Annotated in this window: 21 protein-coding genes; 13 read left to right on the top strand and 8 right to left on the bottom strand. The window is 35.9% G+C overall.

Features of this window, described 5'->3' with window-relative positions:
* The 3 genes from JOE44_RS08980 to JOE44_RS08970 all read right to left on the bottom strand — a co-directional run bounded on the left by JOE44_RS08980 (position 1) and on the right by JOE44_RS08970 (position 2,336).
* Entirely contained in the window at positions 1–1,158 is a 1,158-nt protein-coding gene (locus JOE44_RS08980; protein ID WP_209785284.1) for a biotin/lipoyl-binding protein, read from the bottom strand.
* Between the two features lie 5 nt (positions 1,159–1,163).
* A complete protein-coding gene (locus tag JOE44_RS08975) occupies positions 1,164–1,529 on the bottom strand; it encodes a DUF3302 domain-containing protein (RefSeq protein ID WP_209785283.1) in 366 nt (121 codons plus the stop codon).
* 228 nt (positions 1,530–1,757) lie between these two features.
* Positions 1,758–2,336, bottom strand: a complete 579-nt coding sequence (locus tag JOE44_RS08970; protein WP_245169745.1) for a cyclic nucleotide-binding domain-containing protein — start codon at positions 2,334–2,336, stop codon at positions 1,758–1,760.
* 149 nt (positions 2,337–2,485) lie between these two features.
* Between JOE44_RS08970 and JOE44_RS08965 the strand changes: the two genes are divergently transcribed.
* The 8 genes from JOE44_RS08965 (at position 2,486) to JOE44_RS08930 (ending at position 14,978) form a co-directional block, all read left to right on the top strand.
* Entirely contained in the window at positions 2,486–3,481 is a 996-nt protein-coding gene (locus JOE44_RS08965) for a N(4)-(beta-N-acetylglucosaminyl)-L-asparaginase (protein WP_209785281.1), read from the top strand.
* 201 nt (positions 3,482–3,682) lie between these two features.
* Positions 3,683–4,237 carry a hypothetical protein gene (locus JOE44_RS08960; protein WP_245169744.1) on the top strand — a complete coding sequence of 185 codons (555 nt, stop codon included), beginning with the start codon at positions 3,683–3,685 and terminating at the stop codon, positions 4,235–4,237.
* Between the two features lie 20 nt (positions 4,238–4,257).
* Positions 4,258–4,920, top strand: coding sequence for a copper homeostasis protein CutC (locus JOE44_RS08955; RefSeq protein ID WP_209785280.1), 663 nt, complete (start codon positions 4,258–4,260; stop codon positions 4,918–4,920).
* A gap of 126 nt (positions 4,921–5,046) precedes the next feature.
* Entirely contained in the window at positions 5,047–7,515 is a 2,469-nt protein-coding gene (locus JOE44_RS08950) for a glycoside hydrolase family 2 protein (RefSeq protein ID WP_209785279.1), read from the top strand.
* Positions 7,516–7,649: 134 nt separating this feature from the next.
* On the top strand, positions 7,650–8,558 hold the full coding sequence (locus tag JOE44_RS08945; protein ID WP_209785278.1) for an AEC family transporter: 909 nt from the start codon (positions 7,650–7,652) through the stop codon (positions 8,556–8,558).
* 325 nt (positions 8,559–8,883) lie between these two features.
* Positions 8,884–11,331 (top strand): primosomal protein N', encoded by a 2,448-nt coding sequence (gene priA, locus JOE44_RS08940; RefSeq protein WP_209785277.1) that lies wholly within the window; start codon positions 8,884–8,886, stop codon positions 11,329–11,331.
* A gap of 161 nt (positions 11,332–11,492) precedes the next feature.
* Positions 11,493–12,962, top strand: a complete 1,470-nt coding sequence (dacB, locus tag JOE44_RS08935; protein WP_209785276.1) for a D-alanyl-D-alanine carboxypeptidase/D-alanyl-D-alanine-endopeptidase — start codon at positions 11,493–11,495, stop codon at positions 12,960–12,962.
* 84 nt (positions 12,963–13,046) lie between these two features.
* Positions 13,047–14,978 (top strand): M1 family metallopeptidase, encoded by a 1,932-nt coding sequence (locus JOE44_RS08930; protein WP_209785275.1) that lies wholly within the window; start codon positions 13,047–13,049, stop codon positions 14,976–14,978.
* Positions 14,979–15,043: 65 nt separating this feature from the next.
* Here the strand turns inward: JOE44_RS08930 and JOE44_RS08925 are convergent, their stop codons facing one another.
* Complete coding sequence (locus JOE44_RS08925) at positions 15,044–15,922, bottom strand: cupin-like domain-containing protein (RefSeq protein ID WP_209785274.1); 879 nt, start codon at positions 15,920–15,922, stop codon at positions 15,044–15,046.
* A 158-nt stretch (positions 15,923–16,080) separates the two neighbouring features.
* On the opposite strand from JOE44_RS08925, the gene kbl reads away from it, so the two are divergent.
* The 4 genes from kbl (at position 16,081) to gldG (ending at position 20,470) form a co-directional block, all read left to right on the top strand.
* Positions 16,081–17,277: a glycine C-acetyltransferase gene (kbl, locus tag JOE44_RS08920; protein WP_105683686.1), complete on the top strand. Its 1,197-nt coding sequence runs from the start codon at positions 16,081–16,083 to the stop codon at positions 17,275–17,277.
* A 172-nt stretch (positions 17,278–17,449) separates the two neighbouring features.
* Entirely contained in the window at positions 17,450–18,007 is a 558-nt protein-coding gene (locus tag JOE44_RS08915; protein ID WP_209785273.1) for a CopD family protein, read from the top strand.
* Positions 18,008–18,066: 59 nt separating this feature from the next.
* Positions 18,067–18,795 carry an ABC transporter permease gene (locus JOE44_RS08910; RefSeq protein WP_105683683.1) on the top strand — a complete coding sequence of 243 codons (729 nt, stop codon included), beginning with the start codon at positions 18,067–18,069 and terminating at the stop codon, positions 18,793–18,795.
* Positions 18,796–18,799: 4 nt separating this feature from the next.
* Positions 18,800–20,470, top strand: a complete 1,671-nt coding sequence (gene gldG, locus JOE44_RS08905; protein WP_105683682.1) for a gliding motility-associated ABC transporter substrate-binding protein GldG — start codon at positions 18,800–18,802, stop codon at positions 20,468–20,470.
* Between the two features lie 81 nt (positions 20,471–20,551).
* Here the strand turns inward: gldG and JOE44_RS08900 are convergent, their stop codons facing one another.
* The 4 genes from JOE44_RS08900 to JOE44_RS08885 form a co-directional block, all read right to left on the bottom strand.
* Positions 20,552–21,349, bottom strand: coding sequence for a hypothetical protein (locus JOE44_RS08900; RefSeq protein WP_209785272.1), 798 nt, complete (start codon positions 21,347–21,349; stop codon positions 20,552–20,554).
* Between the two features lie 21 nt (positions 21,350–21,370).
* Positions 21,371–21,739, bottom strand: a complete 369-nt coding sequence (locus JOE44_RS08895) for a helix-turn-helix transcriptional regulator (RefSeq protein WP_209785271.1) — start codon at positions 21,737–21,739, stop codon at positions 21,371–21,373.
* Between the two features lie 426 nt (positions 21,740–22,165).
* Positions 22,166–22,804: a hypothetical protein gene (locus tag JOE44_RS08890; protein WP_209785270.1), complete on the bottom strand. Its 639-nt coding sequence runs from the start codon at positions 22,802–22,804 to the stop codon at positions 22,166–22,168.
* 110 nt (positions 22,805–22,914) lie between these two features.
* A complete protein-coding gene (locus tag JOE44_RS08885; RefSeq protein WP_105683680.1) occupies positions 22,915–23,343 on the bottom strand; it encodes a DUF4268 domain-containing protein in 429 nt (142 codons plus the stop codon).
* A gap of 152 nt (positions 23,344–23,495) precedes the next feature.
* Between JOE44_RS08885 and JOE44_RS08880 the strand changes: the two genes are divergently transcribed.
* A complete protein-coding gene (locus JOE44_RS08880; RefSeq protein ID WP_105683679.1) occupies positions 23,496–23,903 on the top strand; it encodes an Rrf2 family transcriptional regulator in 408 nt (135 codons plus the stop codon).
* Positions 23,904–23,910: the final 7 nt, after the last annotated feature.

The following is a 23,910-nucleotide window of genomic DNA, read 5'->3' as shown; positions in this document are numbered from 1 at the left end:
TTAATGAAGTTTAGGGATCAGGAAGTTGATTTTACTGTTGATACGTACCATTACTTTTCGGATAAGATGAAGAGGTTTAACATGATCAGAATAGATCACTGCTGCTCCTCTTGCTCCCACTGTAAGGTGTTTCTGGTTGTCTTCCAGCACAAACTTGGCAATAAGTTTTCCATCAGTCTCGGGTAGTTGCCTTGCCGTATCAGGAAGTCCGGCTGTAGAACCGTTTCCGCCCAGCATTCCTCCAGCGTTATTCATGATCCCCTGACTCGTAGCATCAATTACATATTCAAGTCTGGCTTTCACCACTTTTCCCGGTTCTGTTTTAAGTGCCAGTTCTACTTCATTTCCGTTTTTTACCGATTCCAGCTCGTTCTGGGCAAAAAATCCAATGACTGACTGCTGCTTTTGAATCAGAACAAATGCAGATTTGAAAGGCGCCATAATTGCTCCTTCATTCAGCTGAACATTGGGAATTATGCCATCGGTAGGAGCCAGAACAACGGTTTGGGAAAGATTCCATTTTGCCTGGTCCAGCTTGGCATGAATCTCAGAAACAGATGAGTTTTCACCATCATAAGAGGCATTGGATTTTGTTTCCAAAGACTGCTGCTGCGACTGTGCTGCACTGATTCTGGATTGCAGATCACGTGCATTGGTTACAGCCTGTTCAAAATCAAATTTGTTGGCGGCTCCTGCCTGTACAAGCTCCTGATATTGGGCTACTCTTTTGTTGGCAAGATCAAGCTGTGACTGTAAGGCAGAAATATTTTTTCTGGAAGCCGAAATGTCTGCATCATAAGAATGTACCGTAGCTTTCATACTGCTCAGTTTAGCTTCCAGTGATTTAATTTCCTGTAGATAAGGCTCTCTGTCAATTACAAATAAAGTATCTCCCTTTTTTACTTCCTGGTTGGTCTTCACATATACTTTCTTTACCTTTCCTAAAACCTGAGTGGTAATATCCACACTTCGGTTTACAACCTTTACATCTGAAGTAATAGGACAGAAGTAGTTCAGACTTAATATTAAAGCTATAGATCCGAAGATAGGCAATGAATACACGATTACCTGTGTAGTAAATGTCCACGGGATCAGTTTTAATTTTTTAATAAGGAGCCAGCATATTCCGGCATATATTGCAACTAGTAATTCCAGCATGTTTTTTAATTTTCAATGGGTTTAACTTCTTCTTCGGTAAAATCTGTGTTTTCCGTTTCTTTTTTAGGAGGATCCTGATTTCCGTATTCATAGTTGGCCCAGATTAAGGCTACCGGCCATAAAAGGCCTCCAAAAACAAGGGAAAGGAGGCACATACTTTTTATGGCTTTCAGCTGAGGATGATTTTTTTCCTCCGCTACTTTTTCCGGATAAATGTGAACTTTCCAGAAAAGGTAAATTCCGGCAATAGGTAATACCAGTAAGATTAACCAGGATGCCCCGTCTGCTATTTTGTCTTCAATATTGCCTGTAGATGCCTGAACAAAATTGCATGTCAGTAACAGGCAGAGAATGGTGATTATTCTTTGCATAAATATAAAATGGTAATAAAATGTTGACTTAAGAAAATACAGATTCAATCCGTGATGAATATCCGGAAGATCATATATTAATCCTGTTAAGAGGTAAAGACTATTCTATAAGATGAAATGCTTTGAAGATGATTGTGTTTTTTTTCATTTGGTTTTTTTATTGATGAAGAACAAGTTTTTTGACCGGACAAAATTATACTGAACAAAACACTTAAAAATATTCTTAAGTTATTTTTTTCCTTGATTCTTTTTTTTATTGTCTCGGGCAGTAATACGGGAAAGAGAATTGGGAGTGATCCCTAAAAAATTAGCAATATACTTTCTGTTTGCATTTTGACAGACGAACGGGTGGCTGTTTAGAAAATCTTCATAGCGGGAAAGCGGCGAACTCTTACAAAATTGCTCTGTTCGTGCAGATAAAATGCTGATAATCTGTTTTAAAGATTTTAAATACAGCTTGTAAATTCCTTTGTGCTGAAATGCAATCTGTTCAAATTCACTTTTATTAAAAAGAATAATTTGAGAATCAATCACAGCTTGTATGGTATACTTTTTTGTGCCTTCATGGGAATATGATTCCGGGCTCTCCATAAAGGCAACCTCTTTTTCTGAGGGCAGGAAAGTATTGATTTCAACTCCGTTTTCATCGTCAAAGAAAAATCTCAGAAGACCATTGGTCATTATAAATAAATGGTTAAATGGCTGACCGGGTTCTAAAAGTTTTTCTTTTTTTCTAAGAAGTTTTGGAGTACTTATGCTTGTAAGGATCTGGATCTCTTCATCCGATAATTCCTTAAAGCAATCCATTTTTCTAAAGGTTTTAAACATACATATTAATTAAAATAACCATTATAAAAATAATAAAAAATAACAAAGAAAAAATAGTGAAAAAGGCATAAGACTTTCAATGAATTTTTTTTAGATATTTGCTTTGTATTAAATAATTCTTACATACAATGAACAATAACCGAAGAAGTTTTATTAAAAAACTGGGAATTGCCACCGCAGCACTTACCATTAATCCTTTAGATCTTATGGCCGGGGAGCTGCCTGAAAATAAAAAAATCATCAACAAACCTATTGTACTCTCTACATGGAATTTTGGATTAAAGGCAAATGAAGAAGCATGGACAATCCTTGGAAAAGGAGGAAAAGCTTTGGATGCCGTAGAGAAAGGAGTTCGTCTCGTAGAATTAGATCCTAAGGAAAGAAGTGTAGGCTATGGAGGCCGTCCGGACAGAGATGGAAGAGTCACGCTGGATGCCTGTATCATGGATGAAAATTACAATATCGGCTCTGTTGCCTGTCTGGAACATGTTAAGAATCCAATTTCTGTTGCCAGAGCGGTAATGGAAAAAACACCACATGTTATGCTCGTAGGAGATGGAGCACTGCAGTTTGCCCTTTCCCAGGGTTTTAAAAAAGAAAATCTTCTGACTCCGGAATCTGAAAAAGAATGGAAAGAATGGTTAAAAACCAGTCAGTATAAGCCTATCGCCAATATTGAAAACCATGATACTATAGGAATGATTGCTTTGGATGCGCAAGGAAACCTTTCCGGAGCCTGTACAACGAGTGGAATGGCTTTCAAAATGCATGGCAGAGTAGGAGATTCTCCAATTATCGGAGCGGGTTTATTTGTAGATAACGAAGTAGGAGCAGCTACAGCAACCGGGCATGGAGAAGAAGTGATAAGAACGGTGGGAACGCATCTTGTAGTGGAGTTGATGAGACAGGGCAGAAATCCGCAGGAAGCCTGTAAAGAAGCCGTGGAAAGGATTGTAAAAATCAATCAGCGAAGAAACAAAAATCTAAAAGATATCCAGGTGGGTTTTATCGCTATCAATAAAAAAGGAGAATATGGATCTTACTGTATTCAGGACGGATTCAACTTTGCGGTATATGACCAGAAAGGTAACCGCCTTGAAACACCGGAATTTGCTTTGAAATAATTGTATAATAAAGGCAATAAATAACCAGAGTTATAAATAAATTTTATCGGAGATAAAATCCTTGCGCCCAAAAAGAATGCTACAGGAAAAATCTTTGTGCCTTTGCGTTATTCCAACAAAAAACAGCAAATTAATAGGAATTTAGCTCATTTAAACAAATCAACGACACCTATTGGCTTTAGCCCAAACATACAACAAAATATGAAAAGAACAATTATCGCTTCCTTCTTTCTGATGATCGCATGCAAAGAAGAGAAGAAGGAGATGAAAACAACTGCCGAACCGAAACCGATAAAGGAAAAAGTAGTTTTGAATTATGAATCCAATAAATCTGAAGAAGCGCAGGCTTGGCTGAAGAAGAGTATTGTAGATTATTTCAAAGCTGATATCGGAAGTGAAGAAAAGAATATGCAGAAGATCACAACCAAAGACTATTTCGATTATAAAACGGATGCCACAAATGTAGAGATGGATGTAGACGGAAGCCTTACCGAAAAAGAATTTCAGGATAAATGGAAGTCTAAGTTTGATACCAATAAAGCAGGAATTGGTGTTGGTTTTTTAATCTCAGCACAGGATTGGAATACTATTGAAGTCGAAAGTTGTGAGTTAAAATCTTCTTCAAAAGATGAATATATTTTCCATATAGTATTGAAAGATGATGGTTTTAAGGCGAAATATTCATCAATAATAAAAGTAGTTAAAGAAAACGGTTCCTTTCTGATTGCAGATGTTTTGCAGGATGAGCCAAAGTAAAATTAAATAGATACCATATAATGTCAAAAATAGAAATAGCGTGTTTTAATCCTGAGTCAGCAATAATCGCTTTTGAAAACGGAGCAGACAGAATAGAGTTATGTGATGGTCTCAGTGAAGGCGGAACAACTCCGGATTTTGAGACCATGAAACAGCTTCGTGAAAAAATTACGATCCCGATTTTTGTGATGATCCGCCCCAGAGGAGGAGATTTTACCTATTCGGATTCAGAATTTGAACAGATGAAAAATGATCTGGTTCATTTAAAATCTTTACATGCAGATGGTTTTGTATTTGGTATTCTGAATGAAAATGATGAGGTGAATGTGGAGCAGAATAAAGCTTTGGTAGCATTGGCATCCCCGCTTCCATGTACTTTTCACCGTGCTTTTGACCGTGCTGCAAGTCTTGAAGACTCTTTAGAAAAAGTAATTGAATGTGGTTTTTCTACCATTCTTACTTCCGGCCAGAAACCTAATGTATCTGAAGGAAAAGAAAATCTTAAGAAACTGGTTGAGCTCTCCGATGGAAGAATAGAAATACTTGTTGGAGGCGGACTTCGTTCATCCAATATTGAAGGAATTAGAGCATCTACAAAAGCCGGTTACTTCCATTCTTCAGCCATTACTGATGGAGGAGCTTTTGCTAATCCGGATGAAGTAGTTGCTTTGAAGAGTAAATAATAAATGATATACGCTCAGCTTGTCATTCCAGGCGTAGCGGGAATCTAAATTAATAAGATAGAGATTCCTTCGTTCCTCGGAATGACAAAATCACTGGTATTGTAATGATACAAAACAAATTTATTGATGAATAGAACGATCCTTTTTGCTTTCCTTTTCACGCAGAATATCCTTTCTGCACAGTTTTCCCAAAGAAATTTGTCTTCTGAAAACTGGCAGTTCAGAAATTCAAAAGATCAAAACTGGCTTCCCGCAAAAGTTCCGGGAACAGTGCATCTGGATTTAATCAGTAACAAGATTATTCCGGATCCTTTTAAAGATGAAAATGAAAAGAAAGTACAATGGGTGGAAAATGAAGATTGGGATTATCAGACTCAATTTATGATTTCATCTCAGGAACTGAAAAATGATAATATTGATTTGGTGTTTAATGGACTGGATACATTTTCTGAAATTTATCTTAACGGTAAGCTCTTAAAGAAAACAGATAATATGTTCAGGAAGTGGAATATTCCTGTGAAAAAATATCTGAAAGCAGGTAATAATATCGTACAGGTAAAGTTTCAATCTGCCGTAAATACCGGAAAAGAACTGGCTAAAAAAGTTCCGTTTACCATGCCGGAATCACCAAGAAGCTTTGTGAGAAAAGCACAATATCAGTTTGGATGGGATTGGGGACCAAGGCTCGTTACTGCAGGAATATGGAAAGATGTTCAATTGGAATTCTGGAATAATGCCAAAATTATTACCGTTAAAGACATTCAGAACACAACTTCTAAAGCTATTAATGATTTACGTTTTGATGTAGAAATTTATGCTGAAAATGCGGGTGATTATACATTAGATCTTAATAAAATCCACCAAAAAATATCTTTAAAAAAAGGAATCAATACAATTTCGGTTCCTTATGAAACGAAAGGAATGAAGCTTTGGCAGCCTAACGGCCGTGGGGAAGCTAACCTCTATGATTTCGAAGTAAAACTTTCTAAGGATCAGAAAAATATTGATGGTAAAAATATCAGGATAGGCCTAAGAACGGTAGAATTGGTCCAGGAAAAAGATGAAAAAGGAAAGTCATTCTACTTTAAAGTGAATGGGCAGCCATTGTATATCAAAGGAACCAACTGGATTCCCGGAGACAGTTTTTCACCAAGAATGACCAAAGAAAAATATCAGAAGCTGATCAAAGATACCAAAGATGCCAATATGAATATGATCCGTATCTGGGGAGGAGGGATCTATGAAGATGATGAGTTTTACAAAGCCTGTGATGAAAACGGAATTTTAGTATGGCAGGATTTTATGTTTGCAGGAAGTTTTTATCCGGCAGATGAAGCTTTTTTAAATAATGTAAAAGAGGAAGTAAAAGATCAGGTCAACAGACTTCAGAACCATCCTTCAATTGCTTTGTGGTGTGGAAATAATGAAATTGATGAGGCTATAGTCAACTGGGGATATCAGAAACAGTTTAAATATTCAAAAGACGACTCATTGCAGGTTTGGAAAGACTATAAAAAGTTGTTCCATGATGTCATTCCCAATGCATTGTCAGAAAACCTGAAATCAGATAAAAATATATATTGGCCAAGCTCTCCATCCATCGGTTGGGGACATAAAGAAAGCCTTACAGAAGGAGATTCCCATTATTGGGGTGTTTGGTGGGGTGAACAGCCCTTTGAGATTTACAACGAGAAAGTAGGACGTTTCATGTCGGAATATGGTTTTCAGGGCACACCCAGCCTTGAAACCACAAAATCTATGTTTTCAGGAACTCCGGAGTTGAACCTTCAAAATCCAACAATTAAAGCTCATGAAAAACATGCAAGAGGCTGGGATATTATTAATGAATATCTGAAGCGTGATTATAAGATTCCCACGGATTTTGTACAATATAATTATGTTTCACAGCTTTTGCAGGCAAGAGGAATGCAGATTGCCATTGAAGCTCACCGCCGCGCAAAACCTTACAATATGGGAACGTTGTATTGGCAGCTCAACGATTGCTGGCCAGTGGTTTCATGGTCTTCCATTGATTATCTTGGAAACTGGAAAGCCTTCCATTATCAGGCAAAAAGAAGTTTTGAACCTGTGTTGGTATCAATAGCTGAGACCGATAAAAGCTATGATGTTTATCTGATCAGTGATTTGATGAATACACTAAAGCTTAATACAAAATTTGAATTGATTGATTTTAAAGGAAAAACACTTTGGAAATCCACTCAGTCAGATGATATTAATGCTGATGTAAGTAAGAAAATTAGAAGCATCAGTAAATCAGAACTCGCTCAGTTTGATTTATCCGGAGTTGTTTTAAAAATAAGTTCTGATAAGGATTCGAAATTTGAAAAACACTTCTTCTTTAATAAGCCAAAAGATTTAAAACTTTCAAAACCGGAGATTACAATCAGAAAAATTTCACCCACCGAAATTGAAATATCAACGGACATCTTGGCAAAAGATGTTTACCTTATCGGAGATACTCACTTCAGTGATAATTTCTTTGACCTGTTACCGGGAACCTCCAAAAGAATCACTCTTTCAAAACCTTTGCAAGACGTTGAAGTGATGAGTCTTTGGGATGTGATAAAGAATTAATTTTTTTAACGTTCTGAAGTAGCCAAAGCATGTCAAGGTTTTAAACCTTGACATGCTTTATACCTAAAAAAATATAAATTTTACCCTTCCAACTCAAAAATCAGCCGTAAATTTGCACTATATTTCTTATAGTTATGGTAAATTTTGTTCTGATTGCAGTGTGTATCATTGCAGGAATGATATTCAAAGCAACAAAATCTATCCACCCCGATGCCCATAAAGGTATCAACACCTGGATTCTTTATCTTGCTCTTCCGGCAGTTTCGTTTAAATATCTGCCTAAAGTAAAATGGACGACAGAAATGCTGTTTCCCATTGCAGCCACATTTTTAATTTCTGTGTTCTGTTTCTTCTTTATGATGTTGTACAGCAAAAGCAGAGGGTATTCCAGGCGGTCCAGAAGTACTTTAGAACTGGCAAGCGGTTACAGCAATACTTCATTTATAGGATTCCCGTTAATCAGTGCTTTTTATGGGGAAGGGTTATTGAGTATTGCGATTATCTGCGATCAGACCATGTTTTTTGCCCTTTCCACACTCGGAATTATTGCTGCCGTAAAAGGAGGAAGCAAATCAGGAAAAGTAAGTGCCTTATTTATTTTAAAAAGACTGGTGACATTTCCTCCGTTAATAGGTTGTATTTCCGCCTTGGTATTGTCGCAGTTTATAGATTTTACTGTTGCAGAACCGTTTTTTGATAAATTAGCCGCTACGGTAAGCCCATTAGCTTTGTTTTCAGTGGGATTACAGCTGAAATTCAATGGATGGAAAAAACTGATTCCTCAGATGTCAATGTCGATGCTTTATAAATTGATTCTTGCCCCTGCAATTGTGTTGGGAATGGCTTTGTTATTGGGAATAAAAGGAGATGTGGCAAAAATTACTGTTTTTGAAGCGGCTATGCCTACACTTGTTACTTCAAGCATCATTGCAGAACAGTTCAGGCTGAATACAAAACTCACCAACCTGATCATTGGAGTCAGTATTATTGTCGGATTTTTTACTTCTGCATTTTGGTATGAGATGACTGAACTGCTTTTTTAATGATTAGTCATCATTTATTAATAAGGCCGGTTTTTTAACAACGCTTTATGTGCATTCTTTGTTATTTTGTAAGAATACCTTTGCTGAGTGGAACGCCCTTGCGAACGAATTAAAACGATTCATCATATCTTTGCAAACATTGCGTTTAGACCATGTTTTGGCTAAAGCCGATTGAGATTTTGATGATTAATTAAACGGACTAAAGTCCGTTCCTATTGAATTTTTTCTGACAAGGGTTGCTGGCACTGTTAAATAGTGCGAAAGAACTACTGTAAAGTTGCAGTTCTCTCAGGAAAAATCTAATTTTACACTTTAAATATTTCCCTTGCAATACGCTCAAATTGTTTTACCCCTGAACCTGAAAGGATCTTTTACCTATAAAGTTCCTGAAGAAATGATGTCTGAAATCCAACCTGGAATGCGTGTTCTGGTACCTTTTGGCGGAAAGAAGATTTATACGGGAATTGTATTTGAGCTTCATGATAACGCACCGGAAAACTTTGTAGCAAAGGAAGTCATCAGCATGTTGGATGATAAACCCATTATGCCTCAAGAGCAGATTGATTTCTGGAATTGGCTATCGGAATATTACATGTGCAGTCTGGGAGAAATCTACAGGTTTTCATTTCCTTCTTCATTAAAACTGGAGAGTGAAACCTATTTAAAATTAAAACCAGGAGTCGTTGTAGATTTTGAAAATCTGGATGTCAACGAAATGTACCTGATTCAGTCACTGGAAGTACGACAGCTGATTAATCTCACGGATATTGAAGCTTTTATTCCTAAAAAGGATATTATTAAAACAATCAATTCATTGATTGACCTTCAGTACATTGAGATTGATGAGAAAGTTGCTGAAAAGTATAAAGCGAAGGAAGTTGCTTATGTAAGAATCAATGATGAGGTTTTGGCCAATCAGAATCTTACAGACATTCTTTTAAAGCTGAACAGGGCTCAAAAACAGAAAGATCTTTTCCTTCTTATTTTGGAAAAGCAGACAGAAAATCCGAATGTTCCTATTAAAAAATCGGAACTGTTTGAAGATGGTTATTTCGGAAGCTCTCACTTCAAACCTTTGGCAGATAAAGGTCTTGTGGAGGAATATTACATGCAGAAAGACAGAATTGAAAGCTATGAAGGAGAAATTGAAGAACTCGAAGAACTTTCAGAACAGCAGAAAACAGCAAAATCTGAGATTGATGAAGCGTTTGAAGAAGGGAAGAATGTTTTGCTTCACGGAGTGACTTCCTCAGGGAAAACTCATATTTATTTAGAGAAAATTGATGAATGCATACGTGACGGAAAAAATGTTCTGTTCTTGCTTCCTGAAATTTCTCTCACCAAACAGATTACCCAGAGATTAGAAAAAAAATATGGCCGACAACTTGGTTTTTATCACCAGAAACTGACTGATTTTGAAAGAGTAGAAGTGTGGCGAAGAATCAGGCAGAATGATATCCGTATTCTGATAGGAACCCGTAATGCTCTGTTTTTACCTTATCAGAACCTTGGGCTCATTGTTGTGGATGAAGAGCATGATTCTGCGTACAGACCAAGAGAAGTTTCTCCTTATTTTAATGCTAAGGATGCATCATTGGTTTTAGGCGGATTTTACAATGCAGGAGTGATTTTAGGCTCTGCAACACCTTCTGTTGAAAGTTATTACAGAGCCCGGAAAGATAAAATGAAATATGTTTTCCTGAATGAAAGATTCGGGAATGTCAATCTGCCGGAATATGAACTGATCAACTTTAAAGAAGCTCTGGAATCAAAAAAGGTTTCAGGAAATTTCTCCCTGAAGCTTATTGAAGAGATCAAGAAAACTGTAGATGAAAAGAATCAGGCGATCGTCCTGCACAATCGTCGTGGCTATTCAAATGTCATAGAATGCGAGAGCTGTGGTTACGTAAATTATTGTTCCAATTGTGATGTGGTAATGACTTATCACAAAGCGGCTAATGAAATGAAGTGTCATTATTGCGGACAAAGAGCCTCAAAACCGAGAACCTGCCCGAAATGCAATTCTGAAAAGCTGAATGAAAGAGGAGTTGGAGTAGAACAAATCCATGAGGAAGTTACCCAACTGTTTCCTGAAAATGAAGTAGACAGAATGGATGTAGATTCTATGCGTAAAAAATTTGCCTACGAAAAGCTTTATGAGAAGATTGAAGATGGAGAAACAGATATCATTGTAGGAACACAGATGATTTCCAAAGGGCTGGATTTTGATCATATTGAACTGGTTACTATTCCTAAAGCGGATTCCTTATTATATGTACAGGATTTCAGAGCAGAAGAAAGAGCTTACCAATTGATCACCCAGGTTTCAGGAAGAGCGGGAAGGGTTTCCGGAAAAGGGAGGATCCTTATTCAGACCTTTAATCCTGATCATTCTGTATTTCAGCTGATCAAGATGAACAATCCTGCGAAAATCTATAAATATATCCTTACAGAACGTCAGAAATTTCATTATCCGCCATTTACCAAGCTGATTATGATTGAAATGAAGCACAGAAGGGAAGATAAAGTAGATCGGGCGTCTCAGTTTCTGGGTTCAATCCTCAGAAAATACCTTCCGGAAGATTGTGTGTTAGGTCCGGAAAGAGCTCAGATTGCAAAGCTCAATAATCTGTATCAGTTCCAGATTATGCTTAAGCTTCCCCGTGGAAAAAACTATGAGAAATTTAAAAACATGGTTTTGATTAGTTTGAAAGAATTTGATGAAATCACTGCTTATCAAAGCATTAAAAAAGATGTTTTTGTAGATTTTTAACAATTTTTAACAAACTTTACACTCTTTTATAACAGGTCGGTGGTCCGTTATATGACAATAATTTCTACTTTTGGACGTTGATTAAGTGTTTGGCTCTTTTATTGGATGATTTAACCTGTCATTTTTTATAGAGTCAAAACTATAGAACAAAAAGAAGATAGATGGTAAATTTCAGAAAATATATTTCAAGTGCGGCGGTGTTGGCTTCTGGTCTTTTCCTGGCTCAATCTACCGTTTCTACCGTTCTTTATTCTCAGAATTATGACAATCAGAAAAGCAGTTTAAACCTGCCATCACCCGTAAGTACGATGGTGGAGAAAACTGTTTTGTCAGCAAAAGAACTGGTAGACATTAATGTAAACACAATGATGGCGGACCCTGTGCTGAAAAATGCAACCTGGGGATTCGTAGTGTACGATCCGAAAACGAAGAAGGTAATCTCTTCGTACAATGAAAATACTCCTTTAGTACCTGCTTCTACAACAAAGCTCCTTACAACGGAAACCGCATTAAATATGCTGGGGGAAAACTACCGTTGGATGACGCAACTGGAGTACTCAGGAACTATAGATGAAAATGGAGTTTTGAATGGAAATCTTTATGTGATAGGAAGTGGTGACCCGTCTTTGGGAACAAACAAAGCAGGAGCTGCCTCTTATAGAGATATTATTTCAGATTTCGTAGGCGGAGTTTCAAGAGAGGGAATTAAAAAGGTAAATGGTGATATTATCATTCAGACAGCGCTTTTCAAAGGCAATATTTCAGTGCTTCCGGAAAATGTTGTATGGTTGGAAAACAATAATTACTATTTGCCGGTAGGAAGTACCCGCGATATCAATCCGGCCAACGAAAAACTGATTGTTAAAAAAGGAGGTTTCTCTACAGAAAAGAAGTTTTTCTATGTTTCTCCTTATAATCATCAGATGGTATATGCTGATAAATATGAAGGAAACGGCACTTTAACAACCAAACTTCCTGATGCTCCGGCTTACCTTGCCAATTCTTTCAGAACAACATTGGTAAAAAGCGGAATTTCTGTTACCGGAAAAGTAACCCCGAAAATGACAGATGCAGCTCCGGAAGGAAGAAAAATGCTTTCAGCGTATAAATCACCTACTTTGAATGATATTATTTATTATACCAATCAGCACAGTGATAACTCATTGGCAGAAGCTTTGCTTAGAACGGTAGGATATCAGAGAATGGGTGACCAGACTTCAGAATCAGGGAAAATTGTAGTAACTAATCACTTGAAAGAGGCAGGATTTGATATGATTGGTCTTAATTATATCGATGGAAGTGGGCTTTCAAGAAGTAATAATGTAACCCCAATTTCTCAGGTGAAGTTTCTTACTTCTTTAATGGATCAGAAATATTACAGATCTTATCTGACTTCTCTGCCAATCGGAGGACAATCCGGAACACTAAAAAGAATGTTTAATGTAGGAGGGAACGGACAGGTTTTTGCTAAAACAGGAACTTTAAATAAAGTAAAAACATTAGCAGGATATCTGAAAACAAATTCCGGGAAAACATTAGTGTTTTCTTTAATGGTAAATAACTATTCAGGATCTGTAGATATGGTGAAGAAAAGGATGGAGAAAATTCTTGAACCTGCATTGGATCTTTAAAAATTTTTTATTTTATATATTATAACAGCCTTTTAATCATTGATTAAAAGGTTTTTTTTTATATTTGATTAAATTTTTCTAAACATGACAAAATTGTACCTTTTGGTGTTGGGATTTTTATTATCCCAGCAATTCTATAGCCAGAAGCAACGGCAAAATACGGATATGAAAGGATTGATCGAAAAAGAGAAAAAATCCTTTACTCAAAAAATGAATATCGGGAATATCAATCCCAATACACTCAATTACGATTTACAGTATCAAAGAATGGATGTTAGCCTGGATCCTGCGGTATATAATATCTCCGGATCAGTGACTTCTCATTTTAAACCAACACAAAGTATGGGAAGTATTTATTTCGATCTTTCCAACTCCTTAACGGTTTCTCAGGTGAAATATCACGGAACCAATATTACAAGTTTCCAGCAGCTTCCTTCCAAAGAACTTAAGATTGATTTTCCGGCTTCTATTCCGGCCAATACACTGGATTCTCTTACCATCTATTATGCAGGAGCACCCTCTACAGCTAATGATGCTTTCAAAACTGCTCTTCAGAGCGGAACTCCGGTTCTTTCTACGTTGAATGAACCTTACGGTGCACAGGATTGGTTTCCTACCAAACAAAGCTTAAATGATAAGATCGAAAGATTTGATTTTAAAATTACTACGCCATCCAATTACAGTGTGGCAGCCAATGGAAAACTGATGTCTGAAACATTTCCTACAGGATCTACAAAGCTTACTTTCTGGAGAACAATGTATCCTACACCAGCGTATCTGATTGCATTGTCCATTACTAATTTTGTGAAGCTTACAGATACCATCGGAAATCCTCCGTTTCCTTTTGTCAACTATATTTATCCGTCCACGAATTCAAACCAGACCAGTCTGAATAATATTCAATGGACGAAGCAGGTCATGGGTACTTTTGAAACCTATTTTGGGGCTTATCCTTTCCGTAATGAAAAATACGGACACATGGAATTCATGTATGGTGGAGGAATGGAGCATCAGACGATGTCTTCCATGGGTGGATGGAGCAAGCAGCTGATTGCCCATGAGCTTACTCACCAGTGGTTTGGAGACAAAGTAACTTGTGGTGCCTGGAATGATATCTGGCTGAATGAAGGTTTTGCAACTTTTGGTGAACACCTTGCCAATGAAAAACTGCTTATGACCAATAGCGAATTTCTGAATTATCTACAGGGGCAATCCAATTACATTACTGCAAGTACAACAGGAAGTGTATATGTACCGGATAACGGACTTTCAAGCATCAACAGAATATTTGACAGCAGATTATCCTATTCCAAAGGAGGATATGTGCTGAGAATGCTGAAGTGGATTTTAGGAGATGCTGCATTTTATCAGGCACTTAAAGACTATCATGCAAGACCAAATCTGGCATACAACTATGTGCGTACAGCTGATTTTAATGCTTCTTTGCTTCAGTCTACCGGAACAGATTTTACAGAATTTTTTAATGACTGGGTATATGGAGAAGGATATCCTACTTATACTATCAAATGGATGCAGGGCGGTAATCAGGCTTTGTTTAAAGTTTCCCAGACGCAAAGCAGTCCTACAGTTAGTTTTTTTGAAATGCCTTTACCTATTAAAGTGACAGGAACTTCGGGGCAGACGGCTTACTTTGTTCTTAATAATACATCCAATAACCAAAGCTTTTTGCAGTCGGTAACATTCCCTATTGCAAGTGTTCAGTTTAATTATGAATATCAGATTATTGAGAAAAACTCTACGGTTACTCAGGATAATACTTTAAGTGTTTCTTCCGTTGAGAAGGAAGGTTTTGGCTTATATCCGAACCCCGCAAAAAATGAAATTAATCTGAAAGGAATTAACAGAGCTGTGGATTTTACGATTCATGCTATCGATGGAAAACTGGTAGGAAAAGGAACCTATCAGCCCGGCAAAGCAATTGGAATTTCAGAATTGATTCCCGGAGCTTATGTTATTACTATTGACGAAAAGAGTATTAAATTTATCAAACAGTAACAAGGAAGAGACTAAAGTAGGAATCCTTACTTTTTCGAAATCAATATAACAAAACAAAGAAGCTTTCAAATTTGAAAGCTTCTTTGTTTTCTGGCTGCTCTGGCTCCTCTTTTTCTGGCTAGCCTGACCTTGTAAGAGAACCATTTTTCTTTGAATATTTTACGCATAAGATTATCAAAATGCCTGGTGATGACCAGGTTTTTAAAACCCCTCCATTTTTCGAGAGAACTTGATGGAAGTGCTCTTACCGATATAGAATATCCTTCTGTATCATATTGAATATAATGCCACCATCCGGAAGGAATATAAAGGGTTTCTCCGGGATGAATGATGGCTTCGTAGCCATTTAAATAAAGAAGAGCCGGATATTTTCGGTAGTCAGGGTTTTTGATCTGAGCCAGGCTGTGGAAGTTATAAGGCAGTTTATACATAAAATCAGACTGTTCCCACGGGAAGAGCCAAATCCTTTTGATTCCCTGAAACTGTGTAATGAAAACGTGCGACATGTCGATATCAATATGGTTTCTGGTGACAGAACCTTCGCCTCCAAAAAACATAAAAGGCAGCCATTTTAGTATTTTACCATGGGTCACATCATTGTAAATAAGATCATTCTTAAGTTCGGGTTTTATTTTTAAGAGATTAAATAAGAAAAGTCTGTGTTCAGTTGGGGTAGACTGTATCAGATCAAGGTATTCTGAAAAAGTAGACTGAGCTATAGGATCACTGGCTACTCTGTCCAGGGAATCAAGCTCACTGCCATATATATTCACCCTGTGATCTCCTGCAATTTCCTTGAAGTATTCATAGTTCCACTTTTTGAAAGCTGGACTTTCCGGATGGATAAAGTTTTCAAGAATAATGGGAACTCTCGGCTTCATATGGCTGTTGATAAAGGTTTCTGAACTGATTGTCTTTATTTTTTGTACCGGCTTTAATCTCATGCATTAAAAATTTAAACAAATATAAATATTATCCTACTAAATTTATAGACTAATAGTGTTAAAACTGATTCCTGAATTGATTTTTTAGAATTAAGCTTATAAAAGGTTTTATTTTAATGCCTTTTTAGTAAATTAGCACATCTAAAAAATTACTAAAAATGATCTCTGAAAAATACCTTCAACATTTACAGAACGAACTTCAGAATATTGAGAATGACGGACTTTACAAAAGAGAAAGAATCATCACGTCTCAGCAGAGTGCAGAAATAGAAGCGAACGGGAAAAAGCTTTTGAACTTCTGTGCGAACAATTATCTGGGATTATCCAACAATCCGGAAGTGATGAAAGCTTCTCAGGAGATGATTCAGTCTCACGGGTATGGAATGTCTTCTGTACGTTTCATCTGTGGAACACAGGATATTCACAAAGATCTGGAGAAAAAAATTGCTGATTTCTTAGGTCTTGAAGATACCATCCTTTATGCTGCTGCATTTGATGCAAACGGAGGAGTTTTCGAACCATTATTTACAGAAGAAGATGCTATTATTTCAGATGAACTGAACCATGCATCAATCATTGATGGTGTTCGTCTTTGTAAAGCTGCGAGATACAGATATAAAAACAATAATATGGCTGATCTGGAAGCGCAACTGATTGCAGCTTCTGAAAAAAATCACCGTTTCAAAATTATTGTAACAGACGGAGTATTCTCAATGGACGGTATTGTTGCAGATTTAAAAGGTGTTTGTGACCTTGCAGACAAATATGATGCTTTGGTAATGGTAGATGATTCCCACGCTACAGGTTTCATTGGGAAAACAGGCCGTGGAACTCATGAAGCTAATGAAGTAATGGGTAGAGTAGATATCATCACTTCTACTTTAGGAAAAGCTTTAGGAGGTGCTTTAGGAGGTTTTACTTCCGGTAAGAAGGAGATCATTGATATGTTGAGACAGCGTTCAAGACCTTATCTGTTCTCTAACTCTTTAGCCCCGGGAATTGTAGGAGCTGCTTTGAAAGTATTGGATATGATCTCTGATGATACTTCTCTTCGTGATAAAGTAATGGAAAATGCAGAATATTTCAGAACGGAAATGAAAGCGAAAGGCTTTGATATTCCTGAAGGAGATGCTGCAATTGTTCCGGTAATGCTTTATGATGCACCTCTTTCTCAGAAAATGGCTGAAAAGCTTATGGATGAAGGAATCTACGTAATCGGATTCTTCTATCCTGTAGTACCAAAAGGAAAAGCGAGAATCAGAGTACAGTTATCTGCGGCTCACACAAGAGAACATTTGGATAAAGCCATTGCTGCTTTTGAAAAGGTTGGAAAAGAATTAGGAGTGATCTCTTAATCGTTAAATTGGTTACAATAATGAAAATATAATGTTCGGCTCGGGCAGCTTTGCTACCCCGAGCCGAACTATTTTTTATATAAATCTATTTTTACTTATATTTTCTTGATCAAAAGAAAATTATTTTTAACAATTATATAATAAGCTTATCTTTGCTGTTAATTTTTTCTGAATGCTTTACACAATAATCAAAGCGCTGCACATTATTTTTATGGTAAGCTACTTTGCGGGAATTTTTTATCTCGTGAGGATTTTCGTTTATTATAAAGACACCGATGAATTTTCTGAAGAAAAAAAGAAAATTCTGAGAGAGCAGTACACTTTTATGGCCAGAAGACTGTGGAATATTATCACAGTTCCTGCCGGAGTAATCATGGCAGTATGCGGATTGGTCATGATCTTTTTAAATACCGGGCTGATGAAAATGCCGTGGTTTCATTTGAAATTGACTTTCCTTATCGGGCTTGCCATTTATCATTACTGGTGCTGGAAAAAAGTTCTTCATTTAAAAGAACTACATGGAGATACACTGCCTATTGCCAATATCAAACTGAGACAGGCGAATGAAATTGCAACATTCATTCTGTTTCTGGTGGTATTTACCGTCATTTTAAAATCGATGGTGATTGAATACTGGTGGCAATTAATCACAGGATTTTTCGTTCTTGTATTTCTGATCATGATGACCGTTAAACTGGTTAATAAAAATAAAAATAAAAAAAACAAATAATTGTAGAGTAGGGCGTATGTTTTGAAACATTCATCCTTTTTACATCTTACAAAAAAACTATGATTGCAATTTTAAAGAAAGAACTTTGGAGTTACTTTGGAAACTGGAGTGCATGGGTGATCATCGCTGCTTTCAGTTTGATAGCAACCCTTTTCCTGTTCTTTTTCGACAACGATTCTAATATTTTTGAGATCGGAATGGCCTCGTTGCAGAGCTATTTTGTATTGGTTCCATGGCTGTTGATGTTTATCATTCCGGCACTTTCCATGAAAACTTTTGCAGAAGAACAGCAAACCGGTACCTTAAACTGGCTTTTCTCGCAGCCGTTAAGAGTTTCAGAACTAGTAACCGGAAAATTCCTTTCTGTATGGATCGTTGGAATTTTATGCCTTATTCCTTCATTGATTTACCTTTATACGGTATACGTGTTGGGAGTGCCAGCAGGAAATATTGATCTTGGAATGACCTTCGGAAGTTACATTGGTTTGATTATTTTAATCGCAGCATTTTCAGCCGTAGGAATTTTAGCATCTTCATTATCACAGAATCAGATTATGGCTTATCTGCTGGGTGTTTTCATGTGCTTCATTATGTATTTTGGAATCGAACAGCTGGCAAGTTATAAACTATTGGGAGGCGCAGATTTTATCCTTCAGAATATTGGCTTTTATCAGCATTTCTTAGGCTTTACAAGAGGCCTTATTGATTTTAAAGATGTAGCCTATTTTGTACTTGTCATCGGTGCTTCATTAGTATTGTCTAATCATTTTATTAACAAAAAGAAGTAGAATCATGAAGAAGTTCAATGCTAAATCTCCACTGGGAATTTTCCTAATTGCCATTGTTCCATTGGTAATTATCCTTACCTATTCAGGGATAAGATTAGACTTAACAAAAGAAAAAAGATATACCCTTTCCGATAACACTATCAAAGTACTGGAGTCTGTTAAAAAACCTCTGACTGTAGAAGTGTATCTTGAAGGTGATTTTCCGGCAAGTTTCAAACAGCTTCAGAGCGAAACGAAATTTATGCTGGAAGAGTTCAGAAAAATTAATCCAAAGATTGATTTTAAATTTATAGACCCTATTAAAACAAAAATGTCTCAGGATACCCTGATGGCAATGGGTATGCAGCCATCTATTCTTCCAGATGTAAAAGATGGGAAAATCTCACAGATCACGCTTTTCCCTTATGCTGTGATCAAGCATGGAAATGATGGGGTTTCTATACCATTGGTAGTACAACAGGCAGGAATTGATGCAGATCAGCAGTTGACAAGATCTATTGAAGGGCTGGAATACAACCTTGTTTCCAATATCAAAAATATTGCAGCGGCTAAGAGAAAGAAAATCGGGATTCTGGTTAATCAGGATGAATTAAGTCCGGACGAATTTCAGGGATTTGTACAGCTGGCCATGGAAAACTACGATGCAGGACCTATTATTCCTAAAAATCAGACTGAGCTTTCCATAGAAGATATTCCGCTATTGAAGCAGATGAGTGCTTTGGTGATCGCAAAACCAAGAAAAGCATTTACAGATAATGAAAAAGTAATTCTTGACCAGTATATCATGAACGGAGGGAAAACCCTTTGGATGATTGATGCCGTAAATGCTGAAATGGATACCTTAACAAGATCCAAAAAAGTAATGCCTTTCCCTGTAGATATCAACATGACAGACTTCTTTTTCAATTATGGGTTGAGAATCAATCCTGCTTTGGTAAAAGATGTTAAGAAGTTTGCCCTGTTAAGGCTGGTGACAGGAGAAGTAAGTGGAAATCCTCAGTACACAAGCTTACCCTGGCCATATTTTCCCCTGGGAATTGCAGAAAATAATAATCCGATCACCAAAAATATTAACCCTGTAAAGTTTGAATTTCCAACTTCCATTGATACTTTAGGAGGAAGAAAGAATATAAAAACAAAAGTTCTTTTCGAATCCAGTGAAAGAACATTGCTGAAACAGGTTCCGAACTATGTGGATTTAAAAGAGGTTGCAAGCGTAGACAGTCTTGGACAAATGGAAAAACCAAGTACACCGAAGATCTTTGCTGTAGCATTGGAAGGGAAATTTAATTCTGCATATGCTTCAAGAATTGAAAGAAAATCTTACCCTGGCTTCAAAACATCAAGCCCTGAAAATAAAATGATCGTTATTGCAGACGGAGATGTCGGCAGGAATAAAGTGATCAAAGGAAAACCGCTTCCATTGGGAGTTGATTTGTTAACGAACGAACAGTTTGGAAACGAACAGTTCCTGAGAAATGCTTTAGATTATTTGCTGGATGACAGCAATCTGATGGAGCTTAGAAATCGAAATATCGAAGAAAGACTTCTTGACAGACAAAGAATTACTGAAGAGAAAACCAACTGGCAGTGGCTAAATTTACTGCTTCCATTGGTCATTATCGGCCTTATCGGAGGATTGTTCTTCTGGTTAAGGAAAAAGAAATTTGGATAAAATATAAAAAATTCCGGAAGATTTTCTTCCGGAATTTTTATTGATAAAAATATCAGATTTTAATATATTATTAGATATTTTCTATTTTTTGTAAATTGGATAAATAGCAACCAGTGTCATTACAATTGTCAAGAATGCAATCACATATGTTAATATTACTATTTGTTTATTAAAACTATATTGTTTATTAACTAAACTATCTAAGGCTCTTTTCTCTTCAATTTCTTGAACAGAAAAAATCAGTTTAAATAATTGTTCAGAAATACTTTCAAATTTTACTCTCTCCCTATATAAATTGTATGAATAATCATTTACTGTAATATTTTCATACTTGTCATATGGATTGACATTTTTTTCAAATTTTTCCTCATGCTGAATTAAAAAATATGTTATATTTTTATTTTCAGCAGATGAGTGTAAAAATGCAGACTTTATTAGAAATGAAGAATATATTTGTGCACTATAGCTTTCTAAATATGGCTTCTTTTCTGTAATTGACTTTAGAGTTTTATATGAAGAATCCATTACTTTTTCTAAAATATCTAACTGAAATTTATCTACTTTTTCTTTCAAAAGTATATATGATTTTATTAGTTTTTTTAATTGATCATAATCTGAAAACGTTGCTAAACTGTTTTCAGGATCTGAAAAATATAAACCTTCCTCTAGTTCTTGTAGATTTTTTTTAAATTCTACATTTTTATCTTTAATATTTAAACTGTCATTTTGATTTATTCCTCTATATATTGAATCTAGATTGATTAAACCTTCCAAATAATAAAATGATTCACGAACACCTTCTGTTATTTGTTTAATATCAGTGGGAATAGTTAAAACTATACTGTTCTCTATTTCAAAAATGTGCTCTTCATCTTCCATAGAAAAATTAATTATAAAGCTTTATCTGGACTTAAATTTTTTATTCTCTTCCTTTAAAGCTTCCACCTGTTCTTCCAAAACTTTAATATAGCTCTGTAAATTTTCTACAATAGAATCCGGAATACTATGGAAGTTATTGAAATAGCTGCCTGCATTATCATTAAAAGTAGTATTGTCATGATTATTATGGACAATAGCTGTTTTTCTTTCCTCTTTGATCTCTTCTACAGGAACATCAAGCGCTTTAGCAAGTTTTTCCCATTCATCATCAAATATTCTTACTTCATCATTCTCTTTTCGGGAATAATTGGATACGTCTGTTGATATAATATTAGACATATATTCTTGTGTGTAGCCTCTTTGCTTTCTTAGATTTCTTAGCTTTTCCATAATGAATTTTATATTTGTGCCTTTGTACAAATATAATAAAATGGAACAAAATTTTAAACGTATTTTTGGAAATGATTCTGATACTTTTCCAATATATTCCAGATCCCATAAAAAGCATCATTCCCTTTTTTGTTTGAAAATTCGGATTAAAAAATTCTCCCAGAGTATTTTTCGGATCAAAAACAGTAGAAATTACTTCCGGATCACAAAAAAAGAAACCTGAAGGTTTCTCTTTTTTATTTTATAGCTATAAGATGTAATCATTTATCAGGCTGATGACTGAAATTATGTAAAGAAATTTCAGTATTATCAATCTGGATATCCAAGGATATTAGAGATATCGAACAGATTGGTATTTGTACTTTTAGGTTAAAAAAAATGAAGTCTGTTTCATTTCATAATTTTGAGGTAAAAGAAGAATCTAAGTTATTGCTGATACGTTTCTTTTGGAAGTAGAGCTGCTGTTCTGTAATAACTGATGTCAGTAGTGATCTGTGCCTGAAGATCCTGGAAAGTGTCATAATCATAATGTATCCAGTTTTCTTCATGATCAGGATCAGGGGTTTTATCTACTGCCAGCTCAAGTTTCCCGTCTTCCTGATAGCTGCATTCAATGGCGGCATATTTTTCCCCTTTTTCATCATGGGTATACCAGCATTTAATGGTCCTTTCAAGTTGAGGCTGATGAGTTTCATTGTCGATAACCTGTGAACAGATAAAGTTTTCCGGGTCATCCGTTTTGAAAACAGTTTTAGAAATTAAGGGCAGATCGTCTACAGATAAGGAATATAATTTATTGGTGGAAATAATAAAGCCGTCTGCAGCTTCCCTTTTTTCTATATCAAAAAAGTCAGATTTTTCTTTAAGATAATCCACTACCTGCGCCTCGTCTTCTTCGTCACTTAAAAAATAATTGATGTTGTAAATATTATCTTCGTTGATAAATTCAATTTCTTTCAGGAAATCGGAACCTTCTTTATAATAATACAGATGATATTCGCTCAGCTTCACAGCATTACTTTTGGAAATAATCTCTCCAAAAATGTTTTTGTACACTTTTCTCATTTTTAATCATGTTAGTTTGTTTCATCTATTAGTTTAAGTGGTGTGGCAAAGATAAGTTTTCTTTTTTATCTTAACCTGAAGTGTAAAATAGTATTTATTTCGTAAGTATTCTATATGTCCTTTATAAAATCCTCATATTCGTAGTAAAAGCGTTCAAAACCGTCCATTTTGTCTACAAAAAATTCAAAAATTTCCTGCCATGTATTTTTGTTAAAAATGGAAACATTATGTTTTTCAATCCATATTCTACTGATTATCTTACCGTTATCAAGGGTGAAATGCTCTTCTTTCTGAAAATCTCCGATGAAATCTTTTAAAATATCTTCCAATGACCAGATCTTTTCGTAGTAAGCATTCCGAAAGATCTCATCTTTCATTTCAATATCCAGAGAAACTTCTACTTTTTTATTGTCGGCAGAAAATTTAAATGCCATGTCCTTGATTTTGGTGTCATAAAGAATCCATTTTCTGGGAAATGATCTTCCAAAAGCTGTCCAAAATTCCTTTTTTAATTGCTGTGCCTCTTGTTTACTGAACATATGGCAAACATAATGATTTAATGGGAGAAAGGCAAAAGTGTGGTACCTAAAACCGTAAAATTACGGAGAGAAAAATTTATCTTTTTACTCTTTTACCATTTCGTTTTTCTCTCCTTCTTCAAATATTAAACAATTTTCTTATTTTTGCTGTAATGCTTTCAAAAAAATCTCAATATGCGTTTAAGGCGCTTTCATATCTTGTAGAAAAAAGAAATGAAGGCCCGATTCTTATTTCTGAAATTGCGGAACATAAAAAAATTCCCTTAAAGTTTTTGGAAAATATCCTTCTTGAATTGAAAAAATCAGACATCCTTGACAGTAAAAAAGGAAAGGGTGGAGGTTACTTTTTCAAAGAAAATCCTGAAGATGTGACGCTGGCGAAGATTATTCGTCTTGTAAACGGTCCTATTGCGATGCTTCCCTGCGTAAGTCTGAATTTTTACGAAAAATGTGCTGACTGCAATGAAGATCACTGCGGGCTTCACGATGTACTGATAGAGGTTCGGGATGCTTCCCTGAACATTCTGGAGAAAAAAACTTTAATGGATCTGGTAGATTAACCTGATC

This window comes from Chryseobacterium sp. PvR013 (assembly GCF_017833095.1).
Classification (GTDB): Bacteria; Bacteroidota; Bacteroidia; order Flavobacteriales; family Weeksellaceae; genus Chryseobacterium; species Chryseobacterium culicis_A.
Note: the sequence above shows the minus strand (reverse complement) of the source record. Positions and strands in the feature narration are given on the sequence as shown.

Bases quoted from the DNA above. Each gene is read 5' to 3' on its own strand.
- JOE44_RS08915 (WP_209785273.1), top strand. From the start codon at position 17,450: ATGCTTTACACAATAATCAAAGCGCTGCACATTATTTTTATGGTAAGC.
- JOE44_RS08930 (WP_209785275.1), top strand. From the start codon at position 13,047: ATGACAAAATTGTACCTTTTGGTGTTGGGATTTTTATTATCCCAGCAA.
- gldG (WP_105683682.1), top strand. From the start codon at position 18,800: ATGAAGAAGTTCAATGCTAAATCTCCACTGGGAATTTTCCTAATTGCC.
- JOE44_RS08980 (WP_209785284.1), bottom strand. From the start codon at position 1,158: ATGCTGGAATTACTAGTTGCAATATATGCCGGAATATGCTGGCTCCTT.
- JOE44_RS08895 (WP_209785271.1), bottom strand. From the start codon at position 21,739: ATGGAAAAGCTAAGAAATCTAAGAAAGCAAAGAGGCTACACACAAGAA.
- JOE44_RS08945 (WP_209785278.1), top strand. From the start codon at position 7,650: ATGGTAAATTTTGTTCTGATTGCAGTGTGTATCATTGCAGGAATGATA.
- JOE44_RS08965 (WP_209785281.1), top strand. From the start codon at position 2,486: ATGAACAATAACCGAAGAAGTTTTATTAAAAAACTGGGAATTGCCACC.
- JOE44_RS08955 (WP_209785280.1), top strand. From the start codon at position 4,258: ATGTCAAAAATAGAAATAGCGTGTTTTAATCCTGAGTCAGCAATAATC.
- JOE44_RS08900 (WP_209785272.1), bottom strand. From the start codon at position 21,349: ATGGAAGATGAAGAGCACATTTTTGAAATAGAGAACAGTATAGTTTTA.
- JOE44_RS08890 (WP_209785270.1), bottom strand. From the start codon at position 22,804: ATGAGAAAAGTGTACAAAAACATTTTTGGAGAGATTATTTCCAAAAGT.
- dacB (WP_209785276.1), top strand. From the start codon at position 11,493: ATGGTAAATTTCAGAAAATATATTTCAAGTGCGGCGGTGTTGGCTTCT.
- JOE44_RS08960 (WP_245169744.1), top strand. From the start codon at position 3,683: ATGAAAAGAACAATTATCGCTTCCTTCTTTCTGATGATCGCATGCAAA.
- JOE44_RS08910 (WP_105683683.1), top strand. From the start codon at position 18,067: ATGATTGCAATTTTAAAGAAAGAACTTTGGAGTTACTTTGGAAACTGG.
- JOE44_RS08925 (WP_209785274.1), bottom strand. From the start codon at position 15,922: ATGAGATTAAAGCCGGTACAAAAAATAAAGACAATCAGTTCAGAAACC.
- JOE44_RS08970 (WP_245169745.1), bottom strand. From the start codon at position 2,336: ATGGATTGCTTTAAGGAATTATCGGATGAAGAGATCCAGATCCTTACA.
- kbl (WP_105683686.1), top strand. From the start codon at position 16,081: ATGATCTCTGAAAAATACCTTCAACATTTACAGAACGAACTTCAGAAT.
- JOE44_RS08950 (WP_209785279.1), top strand. From the start codon at position 5,047: ATGAATAGAACGATCCTTTTTGCTTTCCTTTTCACGCAGAATATCCTT.
- JOE44_RS08880 (WP_105683679.1), top strand. From the start codon at position 23,496: ATGCTTTCAAAAAAATCTCAATATGCGTTTAAGGCGCTTTCATATCTT.
- JOE44_RS08975 (WP_209785283.1), bottom strand. From the start codon at position 1,529: ATGCAAAGAATAATCACCATTCTCTGCCTGTTACTGACATGCAATTTT.
- JOE44_RS08885 (WP_105683680.1), bottom strand. From the start codon at position 23,343: ATGTTCAGTAAACAAGAGGCACAGCAATTAAAAAAGGAATTTTGGACA.